The organism is Bacillus sp. JHAA (genome assembly GCF_036961585.1).
GTDB lineage: Bacteria > Bacillota > Bacilli > Bacillales > Bacillaceae > Bacillus > Bacillus velezensis.
In genome coordinates, this window is the sequence record NZ_JBAMDE010000003.1 from 318912 (window position 1) to 345308 (window position 26397).

Consider the following 26397-nt stretch of genomic DNA (forward strand, 5'->3'; position numbering starts at 1 on the left):
TGATGTAAGTGGTTAACGCTATTACTCCTTTTCAGCTTCAACAAACCCAAAATACTCAAAACGTAACGAATCAATTAAACCAAACTCAAAAAACTGATTCTTCAAACCAAACAAGCTTTTCGGAGCTTTTAAAAAACTCTATTGATTCGTTAAATGAGTCACAAGTGAAATCTGACCAAATAACGAACGAACTGGCTGCAGGAAAGGATGTAAACCTTGACGAGGTCATGATCGCTGCCCAAAAAGCAAATATTTCTCTGACGGCCGCTACCGAATTCCGCAATAAAGCCGTGGAAGCCTATCAGGAAATCATGAGAATGCAGATGTAGTGGTCAGATTGAAGAGAATGACTGGAATGACCGGGGGTTAACATGAATCGTACTCTAATGCAAATGAAAACCAAAACGGCAGCGTTTTGGAACAACAGATCAAAAACACAGAAGATACTCATGGTAAGCGGCTTGGCCGCATTCATTATTTTACTCATCGTCGTTATTATTTTTACTTCGTCTGAAAAGATGGTGCCTCTTTATAAAGATTTGTCCGCGGAAGAAGCGGGGAAGATTAAAGAAGAGCTCGATACGAAAAAGGTGTCTTCTGAACTTGCTGACGGCGGCACGGTCATTAAGGTTCCTGAGAGCCAAGTGGATTCGCTTAAAGTCCAGCTTGCCGCGGAAGGCCTGCCGAAAACGGGATCAATTGATTATTCGTTTTTCGGACAAAATGCGGGCTTCGGCCTGACGGATAATGAGTTTGACGTTTTAAAGGTTGAGGCGACTCAGACCGAATTGTCAAACCTGATAAATGAAATGGACGGTATTAAAAGCTCGAAGGTCATGATCAATATGCCGAAAGAAGCCGTGTTCGTCGGTGAAGATCAGCCGGCAGCGTCCGCATCAATCGTTTTGCAGATGAAACCGGGCTACTCGCTTGATCAAAACCAGATCAACGGGCTGTACCATCTCGTTTCTAAAAGTGTTCCGAACTTAAAAGAAGATAATATCGTCATAATGGATCAAAATTCTACATATTATGACAAAAGTGACAGCGGTGCAGGGTCCGTTTCTGACAGTTATGCTTCTCAGCAAGGTATTAAGTCGCAGGTCGAAAAGGACATTCAAAAACATGTTCAGTCACTGCTCGGCACAATGATGGGGCAGGATAAGGTCGTTGTTTCCGTGACGGCGGATGTTGACTTCACGAAGGAAAAACGCACTGAAGACACTGTCGAACCTGTCGATAAAGATAACATGGAAGGCATAGCGGTAAGCGCCGAAAAAGTTGCGGAAACGTATAAAGGCGACGGCGCGGCCAACGGCGGCACGGCCGGAACGGGAAGCAATGACACCGCGAACTATGCCGAGACAAACGGCGGTTCAAACAGCGGGGACTACGAAAAAAGCAGCAATAAAATCAACTATGAAGTCAACCGCATTCATAAAGAAATCGCGGAAAGCCCGTATAAAGTGCGTGATTTAGGCATTCAGGTCATGGTGGAGCCGCCTAATCCGAAAAATGCCGCTTCCTTATCAGCACAGAGACAGGCTGATATACAGAAGATTTTAGGAACGGTCGTCAGAACGTCTCTTGATAAAAACGAAACGCAAAATCAAAACCTGACAGACAATGATATCAACAATAAAATCGTTGTATCCGTTCAGCCGTTTGACGGAAAAACAAGCCTGAACACAGATTCGGCACAATCTTCAGGTCTTCCGATCTGGGTATACATTACAGGCGGCGTACTGCTTGCGGCCATTATTCTGCTTATTATTCTCCTCATCAGAAAGAAACGCTCACAAGAGGATGAATACGAAGAATATGAATATGAAACACCGCCCGAGCCGGTTCGATTGCCTGATATCAACGAAGAGAAAATTGAAACGGAAGAAACAGTCAGACGAAAACAGCTTGAAAAAATGGCTAAAGAAAAACCGGAAGACTTTGCTAAATTGCTTCGAAGCTGGCTGGACGAGGATTAGGGGGAATGGAAAATGGCGAAACGTGATCAGAACAAGCTTACAGGAAAACAAAAAGCAGCCATCCTCATGATTTCCTTAGGCCTTGATGTATCAGCTTCTGTGTACAAGCATTTGTCTGAAGAAGAAATTGAAAGATTGACACTCGAGATTTCGGGAGTCAGAAGCGTCGATCATCAAAGAAAAGATGAAATCATTGAAGAATTTCATAATATCGCAATCGCTCAGGACTATATTTCACAAGGCGGTTTAAATTACGCCCGCCAAGTGCTTGAAAAAGCGCTCGGAGAAGACAAAGCGGTAAGCATTTTAAACAGGCTCACCTCTTCTTTGCAGGTAAAGCCGTTTGATTTCGCGAGAAAAGCGGAGCCCGAACAGATTTTAAATTTCATTCAGCAGGAACATCCGCAAACGATGGCGCTGATTTTATCCTACCTTGACCCGGTGCAGGCCGGACAGATTTTGTCTGAGCTGAACCCGGACGTTCAGGCTGAGGTGGCAAGAAGGATTGCGGTTATGGACAGAACGTCTCCTGAAATCATAAATGAAGTGGAGCGGGTCCTTGAACAAAAGCTGTCCTCCTCCTTTACGCAGGATTATACGCAGACCGGCGGCATAGAAGCCGTTGTTGAAGTGTTAAACGGTGTAGACAGAGGAACGGAAAAAACGATCCTTGATTCATTAGAAATCCAAGATCCTGAATTGGCGGATGAAATCAAAAAACGAATGTTTGTCTTTGAAGATATTGTCACCCTTGATAACCGTGCGATTCAGCGCGTGATCAGAGACGTTGAAAACGACGACCTCCTGCTTTCATTGAAGGTTGCGAGCGAGGAAGTCAAAGAAATCGTCTTCAGCAATATGTCACAGCGTATGGTTGAAACGTTTAAAGAGGAAATGGAAATTATGGGGCCTGTGCGTTTGCGTGATGTGGAAGAGGCGCAATCAAGAATCGTGGGCGTCGTCCGCAAGCTGGAAGAAGCCGGAGAAATTGTAATCGCGCGAGGCGGAGGAGACGATATTATTGTCTAATATCATTAAACAGCAATCATCATTTTCTCCTGAACAAAAACGGCGCAAGCTTTCCTTGCAGGAAGTCAGGAAAACACATTCCCATCCAGACCGGGAGGAACCCGAAAATCCGGAGGCTCTCATGGCTTTTGCCAAAGCAGAAGCCGACAGGGTGTCTGAAGAAGCGAAAAATCAATTTGAGCACACTCTTCGGCAGATTGAAGAAGAGAAAAACCGCTGGGCGGAAGAAAAACAAAGATTGATAGAAGAAGCAAAGGCAGAAGGATATGAAGAAGGCATGGCATTGGGAAAAGCCGAGGCTCAAGCTGAATACGCCAATCTCATCAGCCGGGCCAATGCCGTTATGGAAATGGCGAGACAGTCAGTCGAGGAAAAACTGGAAAGCGCTGAGGAAGAAATCATTGAGCTTTCCGTTGCGCTCGCTAAAAAAGTATGGCGGCAAAAAAGTGATGATAAAGAGGCTTTTCTTCTGCTGGTCAAACAGGTAGTAGCCGAAGTAAAAGATTATGATGACATCTCCATCTATGTGGACCCTGAATATTATGAGACGGTTCATCAGCATATGGACGAAATTCAGCAGCTGTTATACAAAGAATGCAGATTAAGCTTATATGCCGATGAAAAAGCCGCGAAGGGAGCGTGCTCGATAGAAACTCCGTTCGGACGTGTTGATGCAGGCATAGACACCCAGCTGATGCAATTAAAGCAAAAACTTTTAACGGCGCTTGAGGCGGGAGCGGAGCAATGAAGACACAGTATTTAATAGACTCAATTGAAACAGCGGATCCGTACAAGCGCTACGGCAAGGTTAAACGGGTCATCGGGCTGATGATTGAATCAAAAGGGCCCGAAAGCTCAATCGGAGATGTTTGTCTCATTTATCCGAAAGGCCATGCGAAAAAAGCGATTAAAGCTGAGGTTGTAGGCTTCCAAGATGAAAACATTCTGTTAATGCCTTATCTGGAAGCGGCCAGCATTGCGCCGGGCAGCATTGTGGAGGCCACTGGGGAGTCGCTCCGCATCAAAGTAGGCGCGGGTTTAATCGGACAAGTTGTCGACGCGTTCGGCGAACCTCTTGACGGCCGGGCGCTTCCGAAAGGTTTGTCCCCCGTTTCGACGGAACAGCCGCCGCCAAACCCGATGAAACGCCCGCCGATACGGGAAAAGATGGGTGTCGGTGTCAGATCGATTGACAGTCTGCTGACGGTAGGAAAAGGGCAGAGAATCGGGATTTTTGCCGGAAGCGGAGTCGGAAAAAGCACCCTGATGGGAATGATCGCGAAGCAGACTGAAGCTGATTTAAACATTATCGCACTCGTCGGGGAACGGGGGCGCGAGGTGCGTGAATTCATCGAGAAGGATTTAGGCGAAGAAGGCCTGAAACGCTCGATAGTCGTAGTCGCGACCTCTGATCAGCCTGCCTTAATGCGTTTGAAAGCGGCGTATACGGCCACCGCCATTGCAGAGTACTTCCGGGATAAAGGCCGGAATGTGATGTTCATGATGGACTCTGTCACGAGGGTCGCGATGGCTCAGCGGGAAATCGGCCTGGCAGCGGGAGAACCGCCGACAACAAAAGGATATACACCTTCTGTGTTCGCTATTTTGCCCCGTTTGCTGGAAAGAACGGGCGCGAATGAACAAGGAACGATAACCGCTTTTTATACGGTTCTCGTAGACGGAGATGACATGAACGAACCGATTGCCGATACGGTGCGCGGAATATTAGACGGGCATATCGTTCTCGATCGGGCGCTTGCCAACAAAGGGCAGTTCCCGGCCGTGAACATCCTGAAAAGCATCAGCAGGGTCATGTCTAATATTTCAGACACATCGCATATAGAGGCGGCCAACAAATTCCGCGATCTTCTGTCAACTTATCAAAACTCTGAAGATCTCATTAATATCGGAGCTTACAAAAGAGGGTCATCTAGAGAAATTGATGAAGCGATTCAGTTTTATCCGCAGCTTATTCAATTTTTAAAACAAGGAACGGAAGAACCTGCTCAATTGGAAGACAGCATTGCGGCATTGACGAGTCTGACAGGAAAAGAGGAATAAACATCGTGGCATACCAATTCAGATTTCAAAAGCTGCTGGAATTAAAAGAAAATGAAAAAGACCAAACATTGACTGAATACAGACAATCGGTTTCTGAATTTGAGACAGTGGCTGAAAAACTATATGAAAATATGAGCAAAAAAGAATTGCTCGAAAAAGACAAAGAATCAAAGCTGAAATGCGGGATGAGCGTTCAGGAAATGAGACATTATCAGCAATTCGTTTCCAATCTTGAGAACACCATCTATCATTATCAAAAGCTTGTCATCATGAAACGAAATGAAATGAATGAGAAGCAGGAACAGCTCACCGAAAAAAACATTGAAGTAAAGAAATTTGAAAAAATGCGGGAAAAACAATTTAATATGTTCGCACTTGAAGACAAAGCTGCAGAGATGAGGGAAATGGACGACATTTCAATCAAGCAGTTTATGATTCAGGGGCATTAGGAGCGAATGAAATGGCCGATAAAGAAAAGAGATCTGGAAAGTTCGGTTCAATCCTGCTTTTTATCATGATCCCGCTGATTTTTCTGATCATCGTCGCAAGCATCATCCTTTGGGCTGCCGGCGTTGATGTGATGAAGCCGATTCAGGAAACAGCCGCTAAAACGCCTGTTTTAAAAGAATTGGTTCCCGAAACGAAAGAAATGAAAAGCGCGGCGGAAAAGCAGAAGGAAGACAGAACGGCTTCTCTTGAAAAGACCATAAAGGAACAAAAAAGTGAAATTAACATTTTGAATAAAGATTTAGACACAAGCAAGTCCGAAATCGATAATCTGAATCAGAAAATCCGTTCACTGAAACAGGAAGCTGAACAGCAGCAGAAAACGAAGACGGATGAAATGAAAAAAGACGCTTCGGAATCAGCCGGAAAAGATAAAATGATCAACATCTATAAAAGTATGGACAGCGGTAAAGCGGCAAGCATTATCGTAAAGCTGAAAGAAAAAGAAGCCCTCGATATTTTAAACGGATTAAGTAAAAAGCAGCTTGCTGAAATCTTGACGAAAATGACTCCTGAACAAGCGGCTAAATATACAGAAAAACTATCCGCTGACGGAAATAAGGAGTGATGTAAGTTGAAGCTGCTTGAATTAACGGGTAATCGTACGCAGACTGTGCAAAACAGCAATGTGAAGATGAATGTAAACAGCTTAGGTCTATTTCAGAACTGGCTCCTGTCGGAAATCACTTCTCCCCGGCAGCCCGGAGATGAAACAAAAACAAGTGACGCAGAGCTGAATGATGCCTTATCGAAAATCGGTGATTGGCTGAAAGCCGGCCCGGAAGATAAAGAATTGCAGCTAAAACAGCTGCTTGAGGCGGTAAAAGCTCTTGAAGGAAAGCAGACGGCTGAAACAGCTCTTCCTTTATTGAAACAGCTTGCCGAATCTGTTGAAGACATGTTAGCGGGAAAACAGCATGGAGCGAAGCCTGAAACGGATGAGCCGGATTCTTCCGCAAAAGACGGGGATTCCGTCAAGGATGCGCTTGAGAAGGGCCTGCTTTTCATTCAAGAAGCCGTATCCCAGCTCTTCACATCTCAGCAGGAACTGCCGGACAGCGCGCAGGCAAAGGCGGTTTACCAGGAAGGCGCCCGTTTATTAGAGGCATTGAAAAAACAAGGTGTCCCAGACCGCGTGATTCAAGACCTGCGGCAGACATTTTTTCCGAAAAACGAATCTGCATCTAAACTTTACTCCATGACAGCCGCTGAGCTGAAGAGCTTTCAAAGCGTCGCGGAGCAGCTTGCGGGCCTTTCTCAAAAGGGAACAAAGGAATGGGATATGGCTGAAACTGAGCTGAAAGCTTTTGTGTTATCTCAATCATCTGAATCATCCCAAGAGTCAGCCGGGAAAACAGAACAGCAAAACGGCGGCACGGTTTCTCACGCAAAGGCGCCTGACAGCAAATTGTCTGCACATATACTGTTTTCGGGAACGAGAAGCCTTGCCGGCATTCAGCAAACGTCCGCAGGAACTGAACAGCAGCCGGCAGAAAATAAACCGTTAACGGATCAGGTCATAAGCGGCTGGAAACAGATGAAATACACGCCTTTCGGGAAAACAACCGGAAGCTTTACGATTCGTCTTAATCCCGAGAACCTCGGATTTGTCACAATTAAGGTGACAAACGAAAACGGGATGTTTCAAAGCAAAATAATCGCATCCAGCCAGTCCGCGAAAGAGCTGCTGGAACAGCATCTTCCTCAGCTGAAACAATCGCTTCCGAATATGTCGGTCCAGGTCGACCGTTTTACAGTCCCCCTTCAAAGCGGGGATCAGCAGCCTGTTTACGGGCAGACGGCCGATCACAATAAACAGCAGCATCAGGGACAGAGAGAGCAGAAGAACCAGCAGCAGTCAGGCGATTTCGGAGATATGCTGGAGGAGCTTTCTCTCAATGAAATGGAGGAAGAATAGTTGACATCAGTAAACTCGGATTATGCCGCGGCGGGCGCTTCAACCACTTCAAGCGCGAAGAGCACCGCCGCAGTAAACAGCAGCACGAATTTAGGGAAAGACGAATTTCTGAAGATCTTAATGACACAGGTTCAAAACCAGGACCCGCTCAATCCGGTTGATGACAAAGAATTCATCAGCCAGATGGCGACATTTTCTTCATTGGAGCAAATGATGAATATGAATACGACGATGACTAAATTTGTAGAAAATCAAGATCCGTTTACGATGTATGTGAACTGGATCGGCAAAAATGTCACATTCAGCGACAGCGACGGGAAGGATCAGACAAGCCCAGTCAATTCAGTCAAGCATTCAAACGGCAATTACGTGCTCGTGCTTGAAAACGGCAAAGAGGTCAGTCCGTGGAATGTCACGGCCGTCAGCGAAACATCTAAATAATAAGAAACTCAGGGGGAATTTAACATGTTACGTTCATTATATTCCGGTATCAGCGGCATGAAAAACTTTCAGACAAAACTAGATGTAATCGGCAATAACATCGCCAACGTCAACACAGTGGGATTTAAGAAAAGCCGCGTTACATTTAAAGATATGATCAGCCAGACAGTCGCCGGCGGTTCAAACGTGACCAATTCAAAACAAATCGGCTTGGGTGCCGCGACTTCTTCCATTGATGTTGTTCATTCAACCGGCGCCCCGCAGGCTACACAGAATAAAACCGACCTAGCCATTGACGGAGACGGCTACTTTCAGATTAATACAGGTGCGGGAATTGTTTACACACGTGCGGGGAATTTCGGAAAGGACAATCAAGGGAACCTTGTTACGACTGACGGGTACTACCTTGAAAAAATCGGCGGCGGTAAAATCAATATTCCGACTGATGCGAAAGATTACAGCATCGGTGCAGACGGAACCGTTACATACACTGATGCAGGGGATGAGGTTCATGATGCCGGACAAATCGGTCTGGTCACGTTCCCTAACAGCGCAGGTCTGGAAAAAATCGGAGGAAACCTTTACAGAGAATCATTAAGTTCAGGAGCTGCGAGCGCAGTCACCACTCCGGGCGAAAACGGAACGGGTAAGCTTTTGGCAGGCTATCTTGAAATGTCAAACGTAGATCTGACAGATGAATTTACCGAAATGATCGTTGCTCAGCGCGGTTTCCAATCAAACTCAAAAATCATTACGACTTCAGATGAAATCCTTCAGGAGCTGGTTAATCTGAAACGGTAAGGAGGGAGGAGAGGCGGTTAGGCCGCTTCTCCGGATTGCATGATTCAAGTCACCCGTTTAAACGGCCAGCCTTTTACGCTGAACGCGCTGTTTATCGAACAGATTGAGTGCTTCCCCGACACGACGATTACACTGTCCAACGGCAAAAAGTTCGTAGTGAAAGAACCGGAAGAAGCAGTTCTCAAAAAAGTCATATCGTTTTACCATAGCATACAAATATTTTCACTGGATCAGGGAATAGAGGAAGAAGAATGAAGAAAAAATTAGTCATCATTTTGCTGATTATTTTAATTGTCATCGCCGGCCTCGGAACGGCAGCATATTTTGTCGTCAGCGGACATTCCGGCAAAGATAAAAAGCCGACAATTGACGAAGTCGTTGCAGCCACTGTGTCTGTCGACGATATCACGACAAACTTAAAGTCTGACAGCATCATCCGTATCGGCATCAAGCTTGAAACCGACTCGGCTAAAGCGAAGGAAGAACTTGAAAAACGCGATTTTCAGGTGAAAGACAACATCATTTCCATTTTAGCTGACACAAGCGCCGGAGAGATTGAGGGAGATAAAGGAAGAGAAGCGTTTAAACAATCATTAAAAGAGAAAGTAAACAGCTATCTCCAAGAAGGAAAAGTTCAGAAAGTGTACATTACCTCCTTTAATCTGCAATAAAAACAAATTTGACAGAATACGGAGGTGAAGAAAATGTCAGGAGAAGTTCTCTCCCAAAATGAAATAGACGCACTGCTTTCCGCCATTTCCACGGGTGAGGCGGATGCGGAAGAGCTGAAAAAGGAAGTTAAAGAGAAAAAAGTAAAGGTATATGATTTTAAACGGGCTCTCAGATTCTCGAAAGATCAGATACGCAGTTTAACCCGGATACATGATAACTTTGCGAGGCTTCTCACAACACACTTTTCCGCCAAGCTCAGAACGTATATTCATATATCCGTCAGCTCAGTTGACCAGGTGCCGTATGAAGAATTTATCCGTTCCATACCGAACATGACGATTTTAAATTTATTCGATGTTCATCCGATGGAAGGCAGAATCATGATGGAGGTTAATCCCACCATCGCATACGCAATGCTTGACCGCGTCATGGGAGGCATCGGCATCACTCATAACAAAGCTGACAGCCTTACGGAAATTGAAACGAATATTATTTCTAACTTATTTGAAAATGCACTGGGCAACTACAAAGAAGCTTGGCAATCGATTGCTGATATTGACCCTGAAATGACTGAATTTGAAGTGAATCCTCAGTTTGTGCAGATGGTTTCCCCAAATGAAACAGTCGTTGTCATTTCTCTCAATACACAGATAGGTGAAATCAGCGGTGTCATTAATCTTTGTATTCCCCATGTCGTACTTGAGCCGATTATCCCTAAGCTTTCCGTACATTATTGGATGCAATCAGACCGGAATGAAGCGAAGCCCGAAGAAACGAAGTTGCTTGAAAAGCGCATCATGACGGCTCAAATTCCCGTTGTGGCTCTCTTGGGCGCTTCTGAACTGACAATAGAAGAATTTTTAAGTTTGGAAGTCGGGGACTGTATAACTCTGGACAAATCAGTGACTGATCCTCTTACTGTATTGGTCGGAAACAAACCGAAGTTTTTAGGGCAGGCCGGCCGGGTGAATCGAAGACAGGCAGTGCAAATTTTAGATCACGACATAAGAGGTGAACAAGATGAACAATAGATTATCTCAAGATGAAATCGATGCTCTTCTTAACGGCACAAGCAGTCAGTCAGAGGATACAGAACAGCCTCAAGGGGCGAACTTGTCTGAACTTGAGCGCGATGCGATCGGAGAAATCGGGAATATTTCGTTCGGCAGCTCGGCTACGGCGCTGTCCACTCTTTTAAATCAAAAAGTGGACATTACGACGCCGAGTGTGACCGTCATTTCAAAAAGCAAAATCAGTGATGAATTTCCTCATCCGTATGTTGCCATTGAAGTGAACTACACAGAAGGCTTTGACGGCAGCAATTTGCTCGTCGTCGAACAAAGCGACGCGGCCATCATCGCGGATTTGATGATCGGCGGGGACGGCCGGGGCGCCGATCCGTCACTCGGTGAAATCCACCTGAGCGCCGTGCAGGAAGCAATGAATCAAATGATGGGCTCGGCTGCTACGTCAATGTCGACCGTGTTCAGTAAAAAGATTGACATTTCTCCGCCAAGGGTTGAACTTCTGGATGTGACGGAAGAAAAAGGGACTGACAGAATACCTGAGGATGACCTGCTCGTAAAAGTGTCATTCCGTCTGAAAGTCGGCGAATTAATCGATTCGAGCATCATGCAGCTTTATCCGATTACGTTTGCGAAAGATCTGATCGCAGACCTGATGACTGCAGACCAGCATGAGTCAGAGGCCGCAGAAACCGTATCAGAACCACAGGAAACATACGAAACGCCGCAGCCGGAACCTGCCATGCAGCCGGAGCCGCAGGCAAAACCCGAGCTTCCGAAGAGACAGGGAACCGCAAAAAAAGCTGCTCCTGTTCAAGTCGCTCCGGTAGAATTCCAGGCGTTTGATCATAACGAAGCGGCGCAAGGATCAAGGAATAACCTTGATATGCTGATGGATATTCCGCTTTCCGTTACGGTTGAGCTCGGCAGAACGAAGAGAAGCGTCAAAGAAATCCTTGAACTTTCTGCGGGAAGCATTATTGAGCTTGACAAGCTGGCTGGTGAACCTGTTGACATCCTGGTCAACCAGCGGATCGTGGCAAAGGGCGAGGTCGTTGTCATAGAAGAAAACTTCGGCGTGAGAGTCACTGATATTTTAAGTCAGGCAGACCGCCTTAACAATTTAAAATAAGCGAACATAGAGGAGAGAAACATTATGGCACACAGAATTTTAATTGTAGACGATGCAGCATTTATGAGAATGATGATCAAGGATATTTTAGTGAAGAACGGTTTTGACGTTGTAGCTGAAGCTTCAGACGGAGCGCAGGCAGTCGAAAAATTCAAAGAGCATTCCCCCGACCTTGTGACAATGGATATTACAATGCCTGAAATGGACGGGATTACAGCTTTAAAGGAAATTAAACAAATCGATCCGCAGGCGAAAATCATCATGTGTTCGGCTATGGGCCAGCAGTCAATGGTTATTGACGCGATTCAAGCCGGCGCAAAAGACTTTATCGTGAAACCGTTCCAAGCGGACCGCGTGCTTGAAGCTATTAATAAAACATTAAGCTAAAGGGTGTACGACTGTTGAAAAAGAGTCATGGTTTACTAGCTTTGATTTGTTGTTTCGTTTTACTCAATGTACATCCGTTCCCTGCTTTTGCGGCGGAGTCTGACAATTCCACCGTCAACGAATGGTTTGACAAACAATCAACAAACAAAACAGAGAAAAAAAGCGATACATCGAAACAAACGGCTGATCAAGAGATAGGGGATGCTTCTGCATCTTCTGTCTCCGCTTTTGATTTTGTAAAGATGATTGGGGCGTTACTATTCGTCATTCTGCTGATCTATGGATTTGTCAAACTGATGAATAGAAGAAACCGTCTGCTGAAGCCGTTTCAATATGTAGAAAATATCGGCGGAACGTCAGTCGGCCAAAACCGTTCCGTGCAGCTGATCAAAGTGGGAAACAGCGTTCTCGTAGTCGGTGTGGGCGAAACGATACAGCTTTTAAAAGAAATTGAAGATGAAAAAGAGCGCGAGGCGATTCTGAGCCAATACGAAGAGTCGATGTCTTCAAAAGTGGAATGGACCAAGCTCGTAAATCCGCGTAAGGATGGAGAAAAAAAGCCGCAAACGATGCTTCCGTCGTTTTCAAAAGCGCTGAAAGAACAGCTGAACGAGCTGAAACAAAGCCGTTCTGAAGGAAAGAAGAAAGGCCCTTATCACCATGAATGAATTCATTAATCTTTTTAATTCAAACAGTCCGACCGAAGTCAGCTCCACTGTTAAATTACTGCTGCTTTTGACTGTCTTTTCAGTGGCGCCGGGGATTCTGATTTTGATGACCTGCTTTACGAGAATCGTCATCGTCCTGTCTTTTGTAAGAACCTCACTGGCGACGCAGAACATGCCTCCCAACCAGGTTTTAATCGGCCTTGCGCTGTTCTTGACGTTTTTTATTATGGCGCCGACTTTTTCAGAGATTAATAAGGAAGCCTTAACGCCGCTGATGGACAACAAAATCAGTCTCGATGAAGCATATACAAAAGCCGAGAAGCCGATTAAAGAGTATATGAGCAAGCATACAAGGCAGAAGGATCTGGCGCTGTTTATGAACTATGCCAAAATGAAAAAACCTGAATCGATTCAGGATATTCCTTTGACGACGATGGTGCCCGCTTATGCGATATCAGAACTCAAAACCGCTTTTCAAATGGGCTTTATGATTTTTATTCCGTTTTTAATTATCGATATGGTCGTGGCGAGCGTCTTAATGTCAATGGGAATGATGATGCTACCGCCGGTTATGATCTCTCTGCCCTTTAAAATATTGCTTTTCGTTTTGGTCGATGGATGGTATTTAATCGTGAAATCTTTGCTTGACAGCTTTTAGGGTAGGTGCTAATTGTGAGTTCAGAATTTGTAATTTCCATGGCGGAAAAAGCCGTATATGTAACACTAATGATCAGCGGGCCGCTGCTTGCGATCGCGCTGATCGTCGGTTTGCTCGTCAGTATCTTTCAAGCGACAACTCAAATCCAGGAACAGACGCTTGCGTTCATTCCGAAAATCGTGGCGGTAATGCTTGGACTGATCTTTTTCGGTCCTTGGATGCTGTCGACGATTCTTTCGTTCACAACTGATCTGTTCTCTCATCTGAACCGATTTGCAGGGTAGAATCAAATGAATTCCATCATTGATTTATTTCCCGCTTTTTTATTGGTCTTTATCAGAATCTCTGCTTTTTTTGTAACGGTGCCGGTGTTCGGGCATCGGAATCTGCCGGCGGTTCACCGAATCGGCTTTGCTTTTTTTCTTTCGGTGATCTGCTTCAGCACGCTGAAACATGCGCCGGAAATAGAAATAGGGGAACAGTATATGCTTCTTGTCATAAAAGAGGCCGTTGTGGGCTTGAGCCTCGGGCTGATCGCTTTCATGATGCTGACAGCCATTCAGATAGCAGGTTCCTTTATTGATTTTCAGATGGGCTTTTCCATCGCCAATGTCATTGATCCGCAATCAGGAACGCAAAGCCCGCTGATCGGACAATTCGTTTATACGCTGGCGCTGTTATTTATGCTCAGCATAAACGCCCATTATCTTTTGTTGGACGGGATTTATTACAGCTTTCAGTATATCCCGCTTGATCAGGCATTTCCGTCGTTTGGAAATGATCACTTTGGACTTTTTATCGCAAAAAGCTTCAATGCCATGTTTATTATCGCTTTTCAAATGTCTGCGCCGGTTGTGGCCAGTCTGTTTTTAGTTGATTTGGCGCTCGGTATCGTGGCGAGAACGGTGCCGCAGCTGAATGTTTTCGTTGTCGGGCTTCCTCTGAAAATAGCCGTGAGCTTTATTATGCTGATCGTTTGTATGGCGGTGATGTTTGTCGTTGTCCGCAACATCTTCAGCCTTACCGTTGAAACCATGCGGAATCTATTGGCATTGGTCGGTGTGACATGATGAGGCTCAGACTGAATCTGCAATTCTTTGCCGGTGAAAAAACGGAGAAAGCCACGCCGAAAAAACGGAAGGATACAAGAAAGAAAGGACAGGTCGCGAAAAGTACGGATGTGAATACAGCCGTTTCTTTACTGATTATCTTTCTTTCGCTGATCGCGCTCGGTCCTTATATGCGGGACAGGCTGCTGTCCTTTATTAAAACGTTTTATACGAAATCGATATCATTACATCTGTCTGCATCTGCCGTGCATGAACTGTTCGTGGATACGGTGAAAGATATCAGCCTCATCCTCGCGCCGATTATGCTGGTCGCGCTTGTGGCAGGTGTCGTGAGCAATTACATGCAGGTGGGTTTTCTGTTTTCTGCGGAAGTCCTCAAGCCTGACTTGAATAAGCTCAGCCCGCTGAAAGGATTTAAGCGGATTTACAGCATGAGGGCGATTGTTGAACTGGTCAAATCCATTTTGAAGATTACTGTGGTCGGTTTTGCCGCCTTTATGGTGCTCTGGCTGCATTATGGCGATATTCTCCGCCTTCCGCTTTTGACTCCTGCGGAAGTGCTCACTTTCGTTTCCAAGCTCACTCTTTGGATGGGGCTTGCGGGATCAGGGGCTTTAATGCTGCTGGCCGGGCTTGATTACTTATATCAGCGTTTTGATTATGAGAAAAATATCAGAATGTCAAAACAGGATATAAAAGATGAATACAAAAAATCGGAGGGTGATCCGATAATCAAGTCCAAAATTAAGCAGAAGCAGCGGGAAATGGCGATGAGGCGGATGATGCAGGAAGTGCCGAAAGCGGATGTCATCATTACCAACCCGACCCATTATGCGATAGCTTTAAAATATGATGAAAAGAAAATGGACGCCCCTTACATTGTTGCCAAAGGGGTCGACCATCTCGCATTAAAAATCAGACAGATCGCCAAAGAACACGATGTCATGACGATTGAAAACAGGCCGCTCGCACGTGCGTTATATGATCAGGTTGACATTGACCAGGCCGTGCCGGAAGAGTTTTTCAAAGTCATTGCGGAAATTTTGGCTTATGTATATAAAACGAAACAAAAAGTATAGTGAATTTCAGATTCAAAAGGAGAGAAAAACAGCATGTCAACAAGAGATTTATCGGTTTTAATAAGTGTTGTCCTCATTGTGGCAATGCTGGTGATTCCATTCCCTCCATGGTTGTTAAGTATTTTGATCATCATTAATATCTCTCTTGCGTTGATCGTGCTTCTCACCACAATGAATATGCAAGAACCGCTGCAATTCTCGATATTCCCGTCATTGCTGCTGTTATTGACGCTGTTTCGGCTTTCGCTCAATGTGTCGACGACACGTTCGATTCTTTCTCACGGAGAAGGGGGAAAGGTTGTTGAGACATTCGGGAATTTCGTTGTCGGCGGAAATGTGCTGGTAGGGCTTGTTGTCTTCATTATCTTGATTATTATTCAGTTTATCGTCATTACAAAAGGCGCCGAGCGGGTATCGGAAGTGGCGGCGAGATTTACGCTCGATGCGATGCCCGGAAAGCAAATGAGTATTGACGCGGATTTAAATGCCGGCATGATTACGGAGCAGGATGCAAAGCACAGACGTGAAAAAGTCGCCCGGGAAGCGGATTTTTACGGCGCCATGGACGGTGCGAGCAAATTCGTCAAAGGGGATGCCATCGCGGGGATCATCATCGTGATGATCAATATTATTTTCGGAATCGTAATCGGCATGCTGCAGCAGGGGATGAGCATACAAGAAGCTGCGTCTCACTTTACAATGCTGACGGTCGGTGACGGTATCGTTTCTCAAATGCCGGCCTTGCTCATTTCAACGGCTACGGGGATTGTCGTGACGAGAGCGGCATCTGAAGGAAACCTCGGTCATGATATTACAGGCCAGCTGTTTGCTTATCCGAAGCTCTTGTATGTAGCCGCGGGAACTGTACTTTTGCTCGGTCTTCTTACACCGATCGGCATTCTGCTGACGGGGCCGATCGCCGGTCTGCTTGCATTCGGCGCTTACATGCTGTCCAAAGCGGATAAGCCGAGCGAAGAAGAGGAAGAAATTCTTGAAGAAGAGGCTCAGGCGGATGAACTGAAAAGCCCGGAAAGCGTTGTGCAGCTTTTACATATTGATCCGATTGAATTTGAGTTCGGATACGGACTCGTGCCGCTTGCAGACGCGGGGCAGGGCGGTGATCTTCTTGACCGCATCGTCATGATCAGACGTCAGCTTGCGCTTGAATTGGGACTTGTCATTCCGGTTGTGCGCATCAGAGATAACATCGCGCTCCAGCCGAATGAATACAGATTGAAAATTAAAGGCAATGAAGTCGCTAAAGGAGAGCTCCTGCTAGATCATTACTTAGCGATGTCACCGACGCCTGAAGATGACGTCATTGAAGGAATTGAAACGATAGAGCCGTCGTTCGGACTTCCCGCAAAATGGATAAGTGAAGCTGCAAAAGATGAAGCGGACATGCTGGGGTATACAGTTGTTGATCCGGCGTCAGTCGTATCTACGCATATTACAGAAAAAATTAAGCAGCATGCCCATGAACTGGTCGGCAGACAGGAAACAAAGCAGCTGATCGATCATCTGAAGGAAAATTATCCTGTGCTTGTTGAGGAAGTCACGCCAAACCCTCTTTCTGTCGGCGATATTCAAAAGGTGCTTGCCAAATTGCTGAGAGAAAAAGTTTCAATCAGAAACTTGGTGACCATTTTTGAAACTCTTGCCGATTACGGAAGATTAACGACAGATTCAGACCTTTTGACAGAATACGCGAGACAGTCGCTTGCCAAACAAATCACGGCACAATATGCGAGAGAGCATGAAACGCTGAAGGTCATCACATGCTCAGGCCGGGTGGAAAAAGCGATTGCAGACGGGGTTCAGCAGACTGAACAGGGCAATTACCTGTCACTCGACCCTGAGGTTTCAGACAGCATCATCCGTTCTGTCGCTAAAGAGGCCGAGCAGCTTTCCATCCGCCAGGAGTCGGCGATTCTTCTTTGCTCGCCTGCTGTCAGAATGTATGTAAAACAGCTGTTAGAACGGTATTTCCCTGATCTTCCGGTTCTTTCTTATAATGAGCTGGAAGCAAATGTTGAAGTACAGAGCATTGGAGTGGTGGATATTTAATGAAAATAAAAAAATTTACAGCCGCTTCAATGCAGGATGCCGCGAAGCAAATCAAAAAGGAACTCGGCAATGATGCCGTTATTTTACATTCCAAACAAGTAAAGAAACGAAAATGGCTGGGGCTGCGGTCGCAGCAGGCCGTCGAAGTGATAGCGGTTTTAGATCGTGACGTCAGGGAAGCGAGAAAAACGCCGCCGGCTGCCGCTGAAGAAGTGAAAAAGACGAAAACGGCGGAGAAAGCTGAGCCTGTTCAGCCGCCGCGTCTTCCGGATCAAAGTATTTCCGGCGAACTGGCGCATTTTAAAGAAGTGCTCCCTGAACCATTAAAAAAAGCCGAGAGACTATTGAAGCAAGCCGGGCTTCCTGATCATACGCAAAACGCCGTACTCAGTGAACTGCTCCGTTCTTCAATTGTTTCCGGAGATTTAACTGAAGATAATGTCAGCTCCAAACTGCAGGATTTGTTAGTGAAAAAACTCCCTTCGGCAGACAGGTGGCAGGAAGGGATTCAATCAAAATACGTCGTGCTTTTCGGTTCAACCGGGGCCGGCAAAACGACTACACTTGCGAAACTCGCGGCCTCATCAATGCTGACAGAGCATAAAAAAATTGCCTTTATGACGACGGATACTTACCGGATTGCCGCGGTCGAGCAGCTGAAGACATATGCGGAGCTGCTTCAGGCTCCTCTTGAAGTATGCTATTCAAAGGAAGAATGTCTGAAGGCACTGGAAAAATTCGCTGAATATGACCATGTTTTCATTGATACAGCCGGTAGAAACTTTAAAGAAGAGCAGTATATTACGGAATTACAAGAGATGATTCCGTTTGAATCAGGCTTACAATCCTTTCTCGTATTATCGGCATCTGCAAAATATGACGATATGAAACAGGTGCTGAAACAGTTTTCAGGTGTGCCGGTCAATCAATTCATTTTCACGAAAACGGATGAAACCGCCTCACTCGGCTCCGTGTTTCAAGTGCTGTCGGAATCAAGGATCGGCGCCGCCTATTTGACAAATGGACAGGATGTGCCTGAAGACATCCTATCGGCTTCACCAAAAGAGTTTGTAAGGATGCTTTTGACATGAAACCCGATCAGGCAGAGTCATTAAGAAGGAAAATGAGAGAGCGGCAAATGATCAAGCCGGAGCTTTATGAGAAAAAAGCGAAGACATTAGCCGTCATCAGCGGTAAAGGCGGCGTCGGAAAATCTAATTTAACATTAAACATGGCAGTTGCCCTGCAGGAAAAAGGAAAAAAAGCACTCATCATTGATCTTGACATCGGAATGGGCAACATTGATGTGCTGATCGGCGCTGCTTCTTCCCGCACCATTATTGATGTGATGGAGAATCGGCACGCATTGGCGCAATCACTGTCCTCCGGTCCGAAAGGCCTTCGCTACATATCCGGAGGAACGGGGCTTGAGGCGATCTATCAAGCAGACGGAGAGAAGTGGGCGGCTTTTATGAATGGTCTTTCCGCTGTATTAAGCGATTTTGATTACGTTCTGTTTGATATGGGAGCGGGACTTTCAAAAGAACAGCTGCCGTTTATTTTATCGGCGGAAGACATTCTCGCCGTGACAACGCCTGAGCCGACGGCCATTATGGATGCCTACAGCGCGATCAAACATCTCTTGCTCGCGGATGAACGGCTGACCGTAAACATTGCCGTCAATCGCGCCCGCGCCCAAAAACAGGCGCTGGACACGTACAACCGCCTTTCTCATGCAATTCACACGTTTTTAGGCGCGGAGGTGCGTTTCGCCGGCTCCATACCCGATGACCCGCTAGTAAGTCAAGCCGTCATTGACCAGGTGCCTTTTTTAATAAAAAGTCCTCAAGCAAAAGCCAGCAGGTCCGTCCGTCTTCTGACGGATGTCTTGTTTCAAACGGAAGAAAACAAACCAAGAGAAGAGAAACCGGCATTTATTGAGAGATTATCTTCTTTTTTATTGAGGAGGACTTTACAGTGATTCGTGTGCTTGTCGTTGATGACTCAGCTTTTATGAGAAAGATGATTACCGATTTTCTGGCTGCGGAAGTGCAGATAGAAGTCATCGGGACAGCCAGAAACGGGGAAGAGGCGCTGAAGAAAATAGAGCTTCTCAAGCCTGATGTTGTCACGCTTGATATTGAAATGCCGGTCATGAACGGAACGGACACATTGCGGAAGATCATCAGCATATATAAACTTCCCGTAATCATGGTATCGAGCCAGACACAGCAAGGGAAGGACCAAACGATCAACTGTCTGGAAATGGGCGCTTTTGATTTTATCACCAAGCCTTCCGGAGCGATTTCACTTGATCTTTATAAAATTAAAGAGCAGCTGATTGAGAGGGTGATTGCAGCCGGGCTGTCCTGCGCACAAAAACCTGAGGCGGCAGTGAAAGAGTCTTCTATCCCGGAACGTCCGGCTTTGGCGGGATTTGAAAGACCGAAAGCAAAATCCGCCAAGCAGGCCGTATTCATCGCGACCTCTACAGGCGGACCGCGGGCTCTGCAAAAGGTGATTCCGAAACTGCCGAAGGATTTAAAGGCGCCTGTATTTGTCGTTCAGCACATGCCTGAAGGCTTCACCGCTTCACTTGCAGACAGACTCAACCATTTGTCAGATATTCAGGTCAAAGAAGCGGAAAACGGTGAAGAAGCGAAAGACGGATGGGTGTACATCGCGCCCGGCGGAAAAAATATGACGGTTGCAGAGGAAGGCGGAAGGCTCCGCATCATTCTTGACGTTCATGATACGGAAAGCCGGCATAAACCGTCAGCCGATTATTTGTTTCGGTCGGCAAGCCGCTTATCCGATTACGAAAAGGTAGCCGTCATTATGACCGGCATGGGCAGCGACGGAACCGAGGGCGTAAAAGAAATGCTCAGAACAGGCGGCGTTAAAACGATTGCGGAATCGGACGAATCCTGTGTTGTGTTCGGAATGCCGAAGTCAGCGATAAAGGCGGGTCTCATTCATGAGATTAAACATGTGGAAGATATCGCGGCATCCATCACCGGATGTGTGAAAAAAGAGAGGGTGTGAATCAATTGGATATGAATCAATATTTAGATGTCTTTATTGATGAAAGTAAAGAGCACTTACAGACATGTAACGAAAAGCTGCTGCTGTTGGAAAAAGATCCGGCAGACCTTCAGCTTGTGCATGACATCTTCAGAGCTGCCCATACGCTGAAAGGCATGAGCGCAACGATGGGATATACAGATCTGGCGCATTTAACCCACCTGATGGAAAATGTGCTGGACGCTATCCGCAATGGAGAAATGCCCGTTACATCAGATTGGCTGGACGTGCTGTTTGAAGCGCTTGATCATCTTGAAGAGATGGTGCAGTCCATTATTGACGGAGGAGACGGCAAACGTGATATTTCTGAAGTGAGTGCGAAGCTCGACGTAAATGCGGTGGTGCATGAAACTGCGGCTTCAGCCGAAACAGCAGAACCGCCGGTTTCAAAACAACAGGCTTCAACTGAATGGAATTATGATGAGTTCGAACGGACTGTTATTGAAGAGGCGGAAGAGCAAGGATTCAGCCGCTATGAAATAACGGTTTCCCTGAATGAAAGCTGCATGCTCAAAGCCGTGCGCGTGTACATGATATTTGAAAAGCTGAATGAAGCCGGGGAAGTCGCAAAAACGATACCCGCCGCGGAAGTGCTTGAGACGGAAGATTTCGGAACGGATTTTCAGGTGTGTTTCTTAACAAAGCAGCCTGCTGAAGAAATTAAAGAACTCATCAGCGGCATTTCAGAAGTGGAGAATGTCGAAATTTCTGCCGGTGCGCCGTTAAAAACGGCCGAAAAACCGCAAGCGGCTGAACCGGTGAAGGAAGCTCCGGTTAAAAAGGCTGAGAAACAGCCTAAGCCGCAAGCGAAAACGGAAGAACAGCCGAAGCATCACAGCGGCTCGAAAACGATTCGCGTCAACATTGAAAGACTGGATTCTTCAATGAACCTTTTTGAAGAACTTGTCATTGACCGCGGACGTCTTGAGCAGATCGCCAAAGAGCTTGACCACAATGAGCTGACTGAAACCGTTGAACGCCTGACCAGAATCTCGGGCGACCTTCAGTCTATTATTCTTAATATGCGGATGGTGCCGGTAGAAACCGTCTTTAACCGTTTCCCGAGAATGATCCGCCAGCTTCAAAAAGAATTAAACAAGAAAATCGAATTGTCCATCATCGGAGCTGAAACGGAGCTGGACCGCACGGTGATTGATGAAATCGGCGATCCGCTTGTTCATTTAATCAGAAACAGCATCGATCACGGCATTGAATCGCCTGAAGTACGGGTGAATAAAGGAAAACCGGAATCAGGTCATGTTGTGCTTAAGGCATATCACAGCGGCAACCACGTCTTTATTGAGGTTGAAGATGACGGGGCCGGCCTGAACAGAAAGAAAATTCTTGAAAAAGCGCTCGAGCGGAGTGTAATCACCGAACGTGATGCTGAAACGCTTGAAGATAATGAGATTTACGAGCTTATTTTTGCTCCGGGCTTCTCGACTGCCGATCAAATTTCTGACATTTCAGGGCGGGGCGTCGGCCTGGATGTCGTAAAAAATAAACTCGAATCACTCGGCGGCTCTGTCAGTGTCAAATCCGCGGAAGGTCAAGGTTCTCTTTTCAGTATCCAGCTTCCGCTGACACTTTCAATTATATCCGTTCTTCTCATTAAACTGGAAGAAGAGACGTTTGCGATACCGATTTCTTCTATTATAGAGACGGCTGTTATTGATAAGAAAGATATCCTGCAGACGCATGACAGAGAAGTGATTGATTTCAGAGGCCAAATCGTTCCGATCGTCTATCTGAAAAAAGAATTCGGCATTACGGATTCAAAACAGGATGCCGATCAGTTCCATGTAATCGTCGTGAAAAAGGGCGATAAATCCACTGCTTTTGTCGTGGACTCTTTTATCGGACAGCAGGAAGTCGTACTGAAATCACTCGGCGACTATTTAACAAGCGTCTTTGCGATTTCCGGCGCTACGATTCTCGGAAACGGAGAAGTGGCGCTGATTATTGATTGCAATGCGCTGATCTACTAAAACGACACGAGGAGGTGCCCGAATGACTGCTGAAATCAAAACAGGTGAAAAAATGATTGTGTTTATGATAAACGGGAAAGAATACGCTATCTCAGTTTCCCAGGTGAAATCAATTGAAAAGTGGCAAAAACCGACGAGGGTCCCGGGTGTGGAATCTTATATCCGCGGTGTTATCAATCTGCGCGGAGTGATTACCCCGGTTCTTGATTTAAGAAAACGTCTGAATCAGCCTGAACAGGACATCACAGAAGAGACTCGGATTATCATCATTTCTTACCGTGACGCCGATGTCGGATGGGTCGTGGATGAGGCCAATGACGTCATCACCGTGCATGAAAATGAAATCGAATCCGCGCCTGAAAGCCAGACAAAGGAAACGGATGTGTGGATTAAACAGATCGTCAAGCAAGATAACAGGCTCCTCAATATTATCGATGCGCATGCGGTGCTGGATAAAGGTGCTTCGGCATCTGCGTCCGGAGAGCCTAATGCTTAAAGGGGAAAAGACAACATGAGTAAGTTTGAAGCGATCAAAGAAGAGCAGATGGATATTTTGCGGGAAGTCGGAAATATCGGGGCGGGTCACTCGGCTTCTGCAATGGCTCAGCTGCTGAACAGAAAGATAGACATGGAAGTGCCGTTTGCGACTTTATTGACATTTGATGAGCTTGCTGATTTTTTCGGCGGGGCTGAAACGCCGGTCGCCAGTATCTTTTTAAGAATGGAAGGCGACATGACCGGCTCTATCTTTCTCATCATGCCTTTCCATCAGGCGGAACAGTTTATCAGAGAGCTGATCGGAAATCCGGATTTTGATATTGACCAGTTGGGCGAAGATCATTTGAGTTCTTCTGCTTTACATGAGTTCGGCAATATTTTAGCAGGTTCCTATTTAACGGCATTGGCTGATTTGACAAAACTTGAGATTTACCCGAGCGTGCCGGAAATCTCACTTGATATGTTCGGCGCGGTTATCAGTGAAGGGCTGATGGAGCTCAGCCAAGTCGGAGAGCATGCCATTGTCGTGGATACTTCTATTTTTGACCAGGGCAGCCGGCAGGAGCTCAAAGCTCACATGTTTATGCTCCCGGACTATGATTCTTTTGAAAAGCTCTTCGTCTCATTGGGTGCGGCTTTATGAGCCGTGCGGAAGCCGCAGTCGTTAAAGTGGGGATTGCGGATGTTCAAGTCGCGCGTTACCCGGATAAAATCCGGACCTCGGGACTCGGTTCATGCGTGGGGCTGGTTTTATACGATAAAGACAAACAAACGGCAGGACTCGTTCACGTCATGCTGCCGGACTCCGGTTTATCAAAAACGGCGGAGCTCAACCGTGCAAAATACGCGGACACCGCCGTTAAGATGACGATTGATATGCTTTTGAAAGCCGGCTGCCGCAAGTTTGCCCTGAAGGCAAAACTCGCCGGGGGAGCGGAGATGTTTAAGTTTAAAATGACAAACGACCTGATGAAAATCGGTCCGAGGAATGTAGCGGCCATCAAAGAGCAGCTTTCATTGTATAACATTCCGGTCATCAGTGAAGATACGGGCGGCTCAAGCGGCCGGACGATTGAATTTGAGCCAAGGTCCTGCATGCTGCACATTCGAACTGTTAAACAAGGTGAAACAACGATTTAATAAAGGTATGAGGTAGGGGGATAACAATGCAATCCTTGAATTATGAAGATCAGGTGCTTTGGTCGCGCTGGAAAGAGTGGAAAGATCCTAAAGCCGGTGATGATTTAATGCGCCGTTACATGCCGCTGGTCACATATCATGTCGGCAGAATTTCCGTCGGACTGCCGAAATCGGTGCATAAAGACGATCTAATGAGCCTTGGTATGCTTGGTTTATATGATGCCCTGGAAAAATTTGACCCCGGCCGGGATTTAAAATTTGATACCTATGCCTCGTTTAGAATTCGCGGTGCAATCATCGACGGGCTGCGTAAAGAAGATTGGCTGCCCAGAACTTCACGGGAGAAGACAAAAAAAGTCGAAGCGGCGATCGAAAAACTTGAACAGCGCTACCTTCGGAATGTGACGCCTTCAGAGATCGCAGAAGAGCTGGGGATGACGGAGCAGGACGTAGTATCAACGATGAATGAAGGGTTTTTTGCCAATCTCTTATCAATTGATGAAAAGCTTCACGACCAGGATGACGGTGAGAATATTCAAGTGATGATCAGAGATGACAAAAATGTGCCGCCGGAAGAAAAAATCATGAAGGACGAGCTGATCACTCAGCTTGCGGGCAAAATTCACGAGCTCTCCGAAAAAGAGCAGCTTGTCGTCAGTTTATTCTATAAAGAAGAACTGACTTTGACCGAAATCGGACAAGTCCTGAACCTTTCGACGTCGCGGATTTCACAGATTCATTCAAAGGCGCTGTTTAAATTAAAGCATCTGCTTGAAAAAGTAATTCAATAATGAACTCATGGTTAGCGAGTGAAAAACATGTCAACACTATTATGGCTTTTAAGCTTTGTGCTTCACGGCGTACTGCTTTATGCCGTCATTATTCTGTACACGAGGTTTTCAGCCCTCAAGGAGACGGAGCGCCAGCAGAAGAAGATTCTTGAAGAGACGGAAAACACCCTTGCAGCGTTTCTGCTTGAGCTGAAAGAAGAAAATGAAAGACTCGAAGACGCAAAAAGCCGTCAAGCGCCGGACGCAGAAGACGCCGAACCCCTGGCGGAACCGAAAGAAGAGCCTGATATTCCGGACCACATGGAAAAGCTCATCAGTGCAACGGAACGGGCTGAAAGTGATGAAAACAACGGCGCGCATTCGTTTGAAGAACGTGTTTCAGAATTATATGAACAAGGGCTCACCCCCGCGGAAATCGCCAAACGGATGCAGAGCGGAAAGACAGAAATCGAGCTGTTTTTAAAATTTCGCGGCAAAGCTGTAAAGGATTCTTGATTGTCGCATAAAGCTGTGTTATATTATGTCTTGGTGTTAAATACACACGCTTAACGATTTATGCAGAGGGTGCTGCAAACGGCAGTTCTGCACAAAAATGACCTAAGCGGAGGAAAAAAACCATTTTATTAGGAGGAAATCACATGTCAGTTATTTCTATGAAACAATTGCTTGAAGCTGGTGTTCACTTCGGCCACCAAACACGCCGCTGGAACCCAAAAATGAAGCGTTACATTTTCACGGAGCGTAACGGAATCTACATCATTGACCTTCAAAAAACAGTGAAAAAAGTAGAGGAAGCTTACAACTTCACGAAAAACCTTGCTGCTGAAGGCGGAAAAATCCTTTTCGTCGGCACAAAAAAACAAGCTCAGGATTCTGTTAAAGAAGAAGCTGTACGCTCTGGCATGTACTATGTCAACCAACGCTGGTTGGGCGGTACACTGACAAACTTCGAAACAATCCAAAAACGCATTAAGCGTCTGAAAGACATCGAGAAAATGCAAGAAAACGGTACATTTGAAGTACTTCCGAAAAAAGAAGTTGTTCAATTGAAAAAAGAATTAGAGCGTCTTGAAAAATTCCTCGGCGGAATTAAAGACATGAAGGATCTTCCTGATGCATTATTCATCATCGATCCTCGCAAAGAGCGCATCGCTGTTGCGGAAGCTCGCAAATTGAACATTCCTATCATCGGAATCGTAGATACAAACTGTGATCCTGATGAAATTGATGTCGTAATCCCTGCAAACGATGACGCAATCCGCGCTGTCAAACTTCTTACTTCTAAAATGGCAGATGCTATTCTTGAAGCGAAGCAAGGCGAAGAAGAAGCGGAAGCTGCTGAAGAGACTGCACCTGAAACAGAAACGACAACTGCGTAACCTAATCAAAAGGTGATAAG

The 26397-nt window shown here is 46.0% G+C and carries 31 protein-coding genes; all 31 read left to right on the plus strand.

From position 1 onward, the window contains the following. The first annotated feature begins 8 nt into the window (after window positions 1–8). The 31 genes from fliE to rpsB all read left to right on the plus strand — a co-directional run bounded on the left by fliE (window position 9) and on the right by rpsB (window position 26377). The gene (gene fliE / locus V7728_RS08980) at window positions 9–329 is read left to right on the plus strand and encodes a flagellar hook-basal body complex protein FliE (protein ID WP_007409777.1); all 321 of its coding nucleotides are present in this window, start codon (window positions 9–11) and stop codon (window positions 327–329) included. Window positions 330–371: 42 nt separating this feature from the next. Next, window positions 372–1982, plus strand: coding sequence for a flagellar basal-body MS-ring/collar protein FliF (gene fliF, locus V7728_RS08985; protein WP_012117551.1), 1611 nt, complete (start codon window positions 372–374; stop codon window positions 1980–1982). Between the two features lie 12 nt (window positions 1983–1994). Beyond that, complete coding sequence (gene fliG / locus V7728_RS08990) at window positions 1995–3011, plus strand: flagellar motor switch protein FliG (protein WP_003154256.1); 1017 nt, start codon at window positions 1995–1997, stop codon at window positions 3009–3011. Beyond that, window positions 3004–3759 carry a flagellar assembly protein FliH gene (fliH, locus tag V7728_RS08995; protein WP_099566740.1) on the plus strand — a complete coding sequence of 252 codons (756 nt, stop codon included), beginning with the start codon at window positions 3004–3006 and terminating at the stop codon, window positions 3757–3759. The genes fliG and fliH overlap by 8 nt, the downstream gene beginning before the upstream one ends. Continuing rightward, entirely contained in the window at window positions 3756–5072 is a 1317-nt protein-coding gene (gene fliI / locus V7728_RS09000; protein WP_007611430.1) for a flagellar protein export ATPase FliI, read from the plus strand. The genes fliH and fliI overlap by 4 nt, the downstream gene beginning before the upstream one ends. 5 nt (window positions 5073–5077) lie before the next feature. Continuing rightward, window positions 5078–5521: a flagellar export protein FliJ gene (fliJ, locus tag V7728_RS09005; protein WP_003154253.1), complete on the plus strand. Its 444-nt coding sequence runs from the start codon at window positions 5078–5080 to the stop codon at window positions 5519–5521. A gap of 11 nt (window positions 5522–5532) precedes the next feature. Continuing rightward, on the plus strand, window positions 5533–6147 hold the full coding sequence (locus V7728_RS09010; protein WP_007611432.1) for a MotE family protein: 615 nt from the start codon (window positions 5533–5535) through the stop codon (window positions 6145–6147). A gap of 6 nt (window positions 6148–6153) precedes the next feature. Next, the gene (locus V7728_RS09015) at window positions 6154–7497 is read left to right on the plus strand and encodes a flagellar hook-length control protein FliK (protein WP_099566741.1); all 1344 of its coding nucleotides are present in this window, start codon (window positions 6154–6156) and stop codon (window positions 7495–7497) included. Then, the gene (gene flgD / locus V7728_RS09020) at window positions 7498–7938 is read left to right on the plus strand and encodes a flagellar hook assembly protein FlgD (RefSeq protein WP_015239855.1); all 441 of its coding nucleotides are present in this window, start codon (window positions 7498–7500) and stop codon (window positions 7936–7938) included. Between the two features lie 24 nt (window positions 7939–7962). Next, window positions 7963–8739: a flagellar basal body rod protein FlgG gene (gene flgG, locus V7728_RS09025; protein ID WP_007409783.1), complete on the plus strand. Its 777-nt coding sequence runs from the start codon at window positions 7963–7965 to the stop codon at window positions 8737–8739. A 39-nt stretch (window positions 8740–8778) separates the two neighbouring features. Next, window positions 8779–8994 (plus strand): flagellar FlbD family protein, encoded by a 216-nt coding sequence (locus V7728_RS09030; RefSeq protein WP_003154243.1) that lies wholly within the window; start codon window positions 8779–8781, stop codon window positions 8992–8994. After that, the gene (gene fliL / locus V7728_RS09035; protein WP_003154241.1) at window positions 8991–9410 is read left to right on the plus strand and encodes a flagellar basal body-associated protein FliL; all 420 of its coding nucleotides are present in this window, start codon (window positions 8991–8993) and stop codon (window positions 9408–9410) included. The genes V7728_RS09030 and fliL overlap by 4 nt, the downstream gene beginning before the upstream one ends. 33 nt (window positions 9411–9443) lie before the next feature. Further along, window positions 9444–10442: a flagellar motor switch protein FliM gene (gene fliM, locus V7728_RS09040; protein WP_003154240.1), complete on the plus strand. Its 999-nt coding sequence runs from the start codon at window positions 9444–9446 to the stop codon at window positions 10440–10442. Next, on the plus strand, window positions 10432–11568 hold the full coding sequence (fliY, locus tag V7728_RS09045) for a flagellar motor switch phosphatase FliY (protein ID WP_025284727.1): 1137 nt from the start codon (window positions 10432–10434) through the stop codon (window positions 11566–11568). Before fliM ends, fliY begins: the two co-directional genes overlap by 11 nt. A 24-nt stretch (window positions 11569–11592) precedes the next feature. Next, entirely contained in the window at window positions 11593–11955 is a 363-nt protein-coding gene (gene cheY / locus V7728_RS09050) for a chemotaxis protein CheY (RefSeq protein WP_003154238.1), read from the plus strand. Window positions 11956–11969: 14 nt separating this feature from the next. Continuing rightward, window positions 11970–12623 carry a flagella biosynthesis regulatory protein FliZ gene (gene fliZ / locus V7728_RS09055; RefSeq protein ID WP_003154237.1) on the plus strand — a complete coding sequence of 218 codons (654 nt, stop codon included), beginning with the start codon at window positions 11970–11972 and terminating at the stop codon, window positions 12621–12623. Continuing rightward, window positions 12616–13281 (plus strand): flagellar type III secretion system pore protein FliP, encoded by a 666-nt coding sequence (gene fliP / locus V7728_RS09060; protein WP_012117556.1) that lies wholly within the window; start codon window positions 12616–12618, stop codon window positions 13279–13281. Before fliZ ends, fliP begins: the two co-directional genes overlap by 8 nt. Window positions 13282–13295: 14 nt before the next feature. Beyond that, window positions 13296–13565: a flagellar biosynthesis protein FliQ gene (gene fliQ / locus V7728_RS09065; protein ID WP_003154234.1), complete on the plus strand. Its 270-nt coding sequence runs from the start codon at window positions 13296–13298 to the stop codon at window positions 13563–13565. Window positions 13566–13571: 6 nt separating this feature from the next. Beyond that, complete coding sequence (gene fliR / locus V7728_RS09070; RefSeq protein WP_052827426.1) at window positions 13572–14351, plus strand: flagellar biosynthetic protein FliR; 780 nt, start codon at window positions 13572–13574, stop codon at window positions 14349–14351. Further along, the gene (flhB, locus tag V7728_RS09075; protein WP_007409787.1) at window positions 14351–15430 is read left to right on the plus strand and encodes a flagellar biosynthesis protein FlhB; all 1080 of its coding nucleotides are present in this window, start codon (window positions 14351–14353) and stop codon (window positions 15428–15430) included. Before fliR ends, flhB begins: the two co-directional genes overlap by 1 nt. Before the next feature lie 33 nt (window positions 15431–15463). Beyond that, window positions 15464–17497 carry a flagellar biosynthesis protein FlhA gene (gene flhA, locus V7728_RS09080; protein WP_007409788.1) on the plus strand — a complete coding sequence of 678 codons (2034 nt, stop codon included), beginning with the start codon at window positions 15464–15466 and terminating at the stop codon, window positions 17495–17497. Continuing rightward, entirely contained in the window at window positions 17497–18588 is a 1092-nt protein-coding gene (gene flhF, locus V7728_RS09085) for a flagellar biosynthesis protein FlhF (protein WP_099566742.1), read from the plus strand. Before flhA ends, flhF begins: the two co-directional genes overlap by 1 nt. Next, window positions 18585–19478 carry a MinD/ParA family protein gene (locus tag V7728_RS09090; RefSeq protein WP_015239860.1) on the plus strand — a complete coding sequence of 298 codons (894 nt, stop codon included), beginning with the start codon at window positions 18585–18587 and terminating at the stop codon, window positions 19476–19478. The genes flhF and V7728_RS09090 overlap by 4 nt, the downstream gene beginning before the upstream one ends. Continuing rightward, entirely contained in the window at window positions 19475–20542 is a 1068-nt protein-coding gene (locus V7728_RS09095; RefSeq protein WP_015239861.1) for a protein-glutamate methylesterase/protein-glutamine glutaminase, read from the plus strand. Before V7728_RS09090 ends, V7728_RS09095 begins: the two co-directional genes overlap by 4 nt. Before the next feature lie 5 nt (window positions 20543–20547). Beyond that, window positions 20548–22569 carry a chemotaxis protein CheA gene (cheA, locus tag V7728_RS09100; protein WP_099566743.1) on the plus strand — a complete coding sequence of 674 codons (2022 nt, stop codon included), beginning with the start codon at window positions 20548–20550 and terminating at the stop codon, window positions 22567–22569. A 22-nt stretch (window positions 22570–22591) separates the two neighbouring features. Beyond that, entirely contained in the window at window positions 22592–23065 is a 474-nt protein-coding gene (gene cheW, locus V7728_RS09105; RefSeq protein WP_003154225.1) for a chemotaxis protein CheW, read from the plus strand. Window positions 23066–23080: 15 nt separating this feature from the next. Further along, window positions 23081–23710, plus strand: a complete 630-nt coding sequence (gene cheC, locus V7728_RS09110; protein WP_003154222.1) for a CheY-P phosphatase CheC — start codon at window positions 23081–23083, stop codon at window positions 23708–23710. Then, window positions 23707–24207 (plus strand): chemoreceptor glutamine deamidase CheD, encoded by a 501-nt coding sequence (gene cheD / locus V7728_RS09115; protein WP_015239863.1) that lies wholly within the window; start codon window positions 23707–23709, stop codon window positions 24205–24207. The genes cheC and cheD overlap by 4 nt, the downstream gene beginning before the upstream one ends. 26 nt (window positions 24208–24233) lie before the next feature. Next, a complete protein-coding gene (sigD, locus tag V7728_RS09120; protein ID WP_025284732.1) occupies window positions 24234–24998 on the plus strand; it encodes an RNA polymerase sigma-28 factor SigD in 765 nt (254 codons plus the stop codon). Between the two features lie 27 nt (window positions 24999–25025). Continuing rightward, on the plus strand, window positions 25026–25493 hold the full coding sequence (locus tag V7728_RS09125) for a DUF6115 domain-containing protein (protein ID WP_012117563.1): 468 nt from the start codon (window positions 25026–25028) through the stop codon (window positions 25491–25493). A gap of 143 nt (window positions 25494–25636) precedes the next feature. Continuing rightward, window positions 25637–26377: a 30S ribosomal protein S2 gene (gene rpsB / locus V7728_RS09130; RefSeq protein WP_003154215.1), complete on the plus strand. Its 741-nt coding sequence runs from the start codon at window positions 25637–25639 to the stop codon at window positions 26375–26377. Window positions 26378–26397 lie beyond the last annotated feature (20 nt).